Genomic DNA, 5,070 nt, shown 5'->3' on the forward strand with positions numbered 1-5,070 from the left:
CTATAGCCCGTCCAGGACGGGCTATAGAGCCCATCCCACAATTATGTGTAAATTATTTAATTCACGATCCTTACTCATAGCTTTTTCTATTTTCGATTTTGGCTTAAGATTTGCTGAATAATTTGCTGGATATAGGTTTGAAGTTGCCCTGCAGTTGCATTGTTTGGGGAAACCGCTATCAAAATCCTTGAGAAAAGCTGACAATTGGTTCCTAGCTAGGCGGTGATACGGTAATTGTGGAGAGGGAAAACGAAGCAGAAAGCATCCCGACTTCGTTAGCGCAGCCCTCGAAGAGGATCGCCCTTGTTCCTTGTCCCGAACCTTGTCTCCCCAGCAGAAATGACTATGCCATCTCAAAATCTCAAATATGCTTACTTTCCCGGCTGCGTGGCCCAAGGTGCCGCCCGCGAACTTTACCAGTCTACCCAAGCGCTGACTCAAGCTTTGGGCATTGAACTGGTGGAACTCAAGAAAGCTTCCTGCTGCGGTTCTGGCACTTTTAAGGAAGATTCGCAGTTGCTGGAAGATACTGTCAATGCCCGCAATATTGCCTTGGCTGAGCAACTGAATCTGCCTTTACTCACCCATTGCAGCACTTGTCAAGGAGTAATTGGTCATGTGGACGATCGCCTCAAGGATTGCCAAAAAACCGATCCCAACTACATTGACAAAGTGAACGGTTTGCTAGCAAAACAAGGCTGTTCGCCTTATCAAGGCAGTACCGAGGTGAAACATCTATTGTGGGCGATCGTTGCCGATTACGGTTTGGATGAAGTGCAGAAGCGAGTCACCCGCAAGCTTTCCGGTTTGAACTGCGCGTCTTTTTACGGATGCTATCTGCTGCGAGCTCAGGAACATTTGGCTTACGATGACCCGCACCAACCCGAATCGATGGAAAATGTGTTTCGGGCGATCGGGGCAACTCCGGTTTACTATCGAGGGCGGACGCAGTGCTGCGGCTGGCCGCTGGCGAGTTATGCTACTAACCAATCTTTTGCGATGGCAGGCAAACATATTGTCGATGCTCTTGACAATGGTGCTGATTGTATGGTGACTCCTTGTCCGCTTTGTCATTTGAATTTGGATTCGCGACAGCCGGAGGTGGAGAAAGTAATCGGGCGCAAATTGGGTTTGCCGGTGCTGCATTTACCGCAATTGGTGGCTTTGGCTTTGGGCGTGGAACCAAAAAAATTGGGACTCGATCGACATATTGTTTCCACAAAGCCCGTGTTAGAAAAATTAGGGTTTTAGTTTTTCTAAAGTTCGATCGTTCGGACTTTAGTTTTTTCTCACCGCGATCAACTGTGAAGTTTTGTCGCTTTTTAGCGAAGTGCTTCCAGGCACTGCGGTAGACTAACCCTTAACTCTCTGTGCAGGCTATAGCGGTGGCACCTCGCCGTCAAATCTGTTTACCCGCAGAGCCAGCAAATTTTTAGTGACTCGTTGGGAGCCTTTATTCAATGTCTCATTCAGTCAAAATTTACGATACCTGCATCGGCTGCACTCAATGCGTCCGCGCTTGTCCGACTGATGTTTTGGAGATGGTGCCCTGGGATGGCTGCAAAGCGGCTCAGATTGCCTCATCTCCCCGCACAGAAGACTGTGTAGGCTGCAAGCGTTGCGAAACTGCTTGCCCTACCGATTTTCTCAGCATCCGGGTTTACCTGGGAGCCGAAACAACTCGCAGTATGGGTCTAGCTTACTAAAGTTCGATCGACACGCCGATCGAATTACCCGTACAAGAGAGGGGGCGATTAAATTGCCCCCTCTCTTTTGGCGCGGAATCTGCAGTTTGTGGCACGAAGCAGGCAATACGATTTTCGATTGGGAATGATTGATGAGTATCATGGTGGGGCTCTGGTAGCATCAAACGCGCCAGCATTTGTAGTGCAATCTCGCACTACAACCAAAAAATGCTTTTTGCCGACACAAGATGCTCCCGGAGATATTCCCTACAGTTGCATTCTTTTTGCAACTGGTGTAAAAATGATAAAACTTGGGTTTTATTGCGATCGCAAAGCAGGAGTAGTACGTTAAATGTGCGGAATCGTTGGCTATATCGGCACGCAAGCAGCAAGCGAGATTTTGCTAGCAGGATTGGAGAAACTAGAATACCGGGGCTACGATTCAGCGGGCCTTGCTACCATCTCCGAAGGAGAAATTACCTGCATCCGAGCAAAGGGCAAATTGCACAACCTCCGGGAAAAGCTAGCAGAGATTGACTCTCCGGCTCCCATCGGCATCGGACACACCCGCTGGGCAACTCACGGCAAACCAGAGGAATATAACGCTCACCCTCACATGGACAATAGCGGGCGAATTGCCGTTGTTCAAAATGGAATTGTTGAAAATTATCGCGAATTGCGGAAAGAATTAAAAGCGAAGGGACATAAATTTGTCTCAGATACCGATACAGAAGTTATTCCTCATTTAATAGCTGATTTTTTTGCCGAAGAAAGAAGGAACAAGGAAGAAGGAAGAAGGAAGAAGGAAGAAGAAAAAGATCCAACAGCCGAGGAAATTGCTGATTTGTCGTTTTTGGAAGTGGTTTTAAAGGCGGTAAATAGATTAGAAGGAGCTTTTGCGATCGCTGCTATTTGTGCTGACTTTCCCGACGAAATAATTGTTGCCAGACAGCAAGCTCCTTTGGTGATCGGCTTCGGTGCCGGCGAATTTTTTTGCGCTTCCGACACGCCGGCCTTAATATCTCACACCCGCACCGTTTTGTCCTTGGAAAATGGCGAATTAGCAAGGCTAACTCCGATGGGAGTGGAAGTTTACAGCTTTACAGGAGAAAGGCTCAAAAAAAGCCCGCGCATCCTTGGTTGGAGTCCGGTTTTAGTCGAAAAACAAGGCTTCAAACACTTCATGCACAAGGAGATTTACGAACAGCCAGCCGTAGTCCGAGCTTGTTTGGAGACTTATTTAGAAAGCGATTGGCAGCCGGAAAGTCTGCGTTCTCCCATCAATCTCAACTTGCCAGAAGAACTTTGCGCCGATGTCGAACAAATTTCCATTCTCGCCTGCGGAACGAGCTGGCACGCCTCGCTAATTGGCAAATATTTGTTGGAACAGTTAGCGAATATTCCCACTGCGGTACAGTACGCTTCTGAGTACCGTTACGCACCGGCACCGTTGACAGCAAATACTTTAACTATTGGGGTAACACAGTCTGGAGAAACGGCGGACACGCTGGCTGCTTTGGGGATGGAACAGCAGCGCCGCGCGGGTTTCACCGATAAATTTCGATCGCGAATGTTAGGGATTACTAACAGGACAGAAAGTTCGATCGCCCACATGATGCCGCACATTATCCACACCCACGCCGGCATAGAAGTGGGCGTTGCTGCAACTAAAACTTTTGTATCTCAGTTGATGGCATTCTATTTCTTAGCTTTGGATTTAGCGCACCAGCGACAAACAATCAGCACGGAAAGATTGACAGAAATTATTGCTGGTTTGCGCCATTTGCCAGGGCAAATTGAAAAGTTTTTGGAGATTCAAGAACAGTATGTGGAGGAATTGTGCCACCAGTTTACTGACACCCAAGATTTTATCTTTTTGGGGCGGGGAATTAACTTTCCGATTGCTTTGGAAGGGGCGCTGAAACTGAAGGAAATTAGCTATATTCACGCTGAAGGATATCCGGCGGGAGAGATGAAACACGGCCCGATCGCCCTTTTGGATGCTAAAGTGCCTGTAGTGGCGATCGCCATGCCCGGAAGCGTCTACGAAAAAGTCCTTTCTAACGCTCAGGAAGCGAAGGCGCGCGACGCCCGTTTAATTGGCGTTACGCCGAAACAAGGTGTGGCGGAAGCCGATATTTTTGACCACGTTTTGCCGGTACCTTTGGTGGATGAATTGATGTCGCCGATTGTGACAGTAATTCCGCTGCAATTATTGGCTTATCACATTGCGGCGCGTCGGGGTTTGGATGTGGATCAGCCGCGCAATTTGGCGAAGTCGGTGACGGTGGAGTGATCATCCCTCCCCAACGGGGAGGGACAGGCCGCCTTCGGCGGCCAGGGTGGGGAAGTGTGGGCCGAAGCGCCGGGGTTAGGGATATTCGTGACTTCCCCACCCGTCTCGCTTCGCTCGACACCCCCCGCAGGGGAGGGAGGCTCCTTACCGCCGGTCGCCCGGACGGCTGCCGGGGACACCCTCGTCGTCCTGCGGGAGCAGGCCGCCGCGGCCGACGCTGCCCAGCAACTGTTCCAGCACGGTCATCTCGCGGCCACGGGTCGGGGTTTCGCGGTCGTTGAACGCGATCACCTTGCCGTCCTTCAGGGTGTAGACGTTCACCGTCTCCACCATCTCGGTGTCCTTGTTGAACGTGATGGCCGTCACGTTGCGGGCGGTCACCTGCGGCCGCCGGAACGCCACGCGCTCCTTGATCTGGTTCACGTAGAACCAGACGTTCGGGTCGAAGGTGGACTGCACCGAGGGCGAGCCCAGCTTGGCGCGCACGGTCGACTTGGTGTCGGTTCCGACCTTCACGTCCTTGGGATCGGAATCGATGGCCTGGAAGCCGGAATAGCTGGTGATGGGCGAGCACGCCGAGAGGCCGCCCGCGAGGGTCACGGCGGCGAGGAGGGCAAGGGCGGCGTGGCGGGACATCAGGACTCGTTTCTGGCGACCAGACGGCAAGAGGCTTTGACCTATCGCCGGCCGCCCCTTAGTTCAATGCGCCCTTTAGTTCCCACTCGGGGCAAAATCGAGGCCTCCATGCTCAAGCGCCTGTTCAAACCGAGGCCCGCGGTGGCCGCGGGGCGCGCCCTGTACGCCCAGACCGTGGCGCAGTCGCGCACCCCGACCCTCTACGCCGACCTCGGCGCGCCCGACACGCCCGAGGGCCGGTTCGAGATCTACAGCGTGCACGTCTACCTGCTGCTCGAGCGGCTGAAGGGGCAGGGGCCGCTGGCCGCCGAGACCGCCCAGGCGCTGTTCGACACCTATGTGAGCGCGCTGGACCATGCGTTGAGAGAGCTTGGCGTGGGCGACCTTTCGGTGGGCAAGAAGATCCGCAAGCTGGGCGAAGCCTTCTACGGGCGGATCAATTCCTACGAGACG

At 52.5% G+C, this 5,070-nt stretch carries 6 protein-coding genes; 5 read left to right on the forward strand and 1 reads right to left on the reverse strand.

What is annotated here, in order from left to right:
- The first annotated feature begins 345 nt into the window (after window positions 1–345).
- The 4 genes from IQ270_RS28010 (at window position 346) to glmS (ending at window position 3,981) form a co-directional block, all read left to right on the forward strand.
- The gene (locus IQ270_RS28010; RefSeq protein WP_193976402.1) at window positions 346–1,251 is read left to right on the forward strand and encodes a CoB--CoM heterodisulfide reductase iron-sulfur subunit B family protein; all 906 of its coding nucleotides are present in this window, start codon (window positions 346–348) and stop codon (window positions 1,249–1,251) included.
- A gap of 209 nt (window positions 1,252–1,460) precedes the next feature.
- Window positions 1,461–1,706 (forward strand): photosystem I iron-sulfur center protein PsaC, encoded by a 246-nt coding sequence (psaC, locus tag IQ270_RS28015; RefSeq protein WP_015175986.1) that lies wholly within the window; start codon window positions 1,461–1,463, stop codon window positions 1,704–1,706.
- A gap of 88 nt (window positions 1,707–1,794) precedes the next feature.
- A complete protein-coding gene (locus IQ270_RS28020) occupies window positions 1,795–2,037 on the forward strand; it encodes a hypothetical protein (protein WP_193976403.1) in 243 nt (80 codons plus the stop codon).
- Window positions 2,038–3,981, forward strand: a complete 1,944-nt coding sequence (glmS, locus tag IQ270_RS28025; RefSeq protein ID WP_193976404.1) for a glutamine--fructose-6-phosphate transaminase (isomerizing) — start codon at window positions 2,038–2,040, stop codon at window positions 3,979–3,981. It abuts the gene before it with no gap.
- Window positions 3,982–4,125: 144 nt separating this feature from the next.
- Here glmS and IQ270_RS28030 read toward each other — a convergent pair whose 3' ends face one another.
- Window positions 4,126–4,617, reverse strand: a complete 492-nt coding sequence (locus IQ270_RS28030; protein ID WP_193976405.1) for an outer membrane protein assembly factor BamE — start codon at window positions 4,615–4,617, stop codon at window positions 4,126–4,128.
- A 108-nt stretch (window positions 4,618–4,725) separates the two neighbouring features.
- Between IQ270_RS28030 and IQ270_RS28035 the strand changes: the two genes are divergently transcribed.
- Window positions 4,726–5,070: ubiquinol-cytochrome C chaperone family protein (locus IQ270_RS28035; RefSeq protein ID WP_193976406.1), on the forward strand; the 345-nt coding region annotated here is incomplete at its 3' end.

Origin of the sequence: Microcoleus sp. LEGE 07076 (assembly GCF_015207455.1) — a bacterium.
In the GTDB taxonomy this organism is placed as follows: Bacteria; Cyanobacteriota; Cyanobacteriia; order Cyanobacteriales; family Microcoleaceae; genus Microcoleus.

Bases quoted from the DNA above. Each gene is read 5' to 3' on its own strand.
- psaC (WP_015175986.1), top strand. From the start codon at position 1,461: ATGTCTCATTCAGTCAAAATTTACGATACCTGCATCGGCTGCACTCAA.
- IQ270_RS28010 (WP_193976402.1), top strand. From the start codon at position 346: ATGCCATCTCAAAATCTCAAATATGCTTACTTTCCCGGCTGCGTGGCC.
- IQ270_RS28030 (WP_193976405.1), bottom strand. From the start codon at position 4,617: ATGTCCCGCCACGCCGCCCTTGCCCTCCTCGCCGCCGTGACCCTCGCG.
- glmS (WP_193976404.1), top strand. From the start codon at position 2,038: ATGTGCGGAATCGTTGGCTATATCGGCACGCAAGCAGCAAGCGAGATT.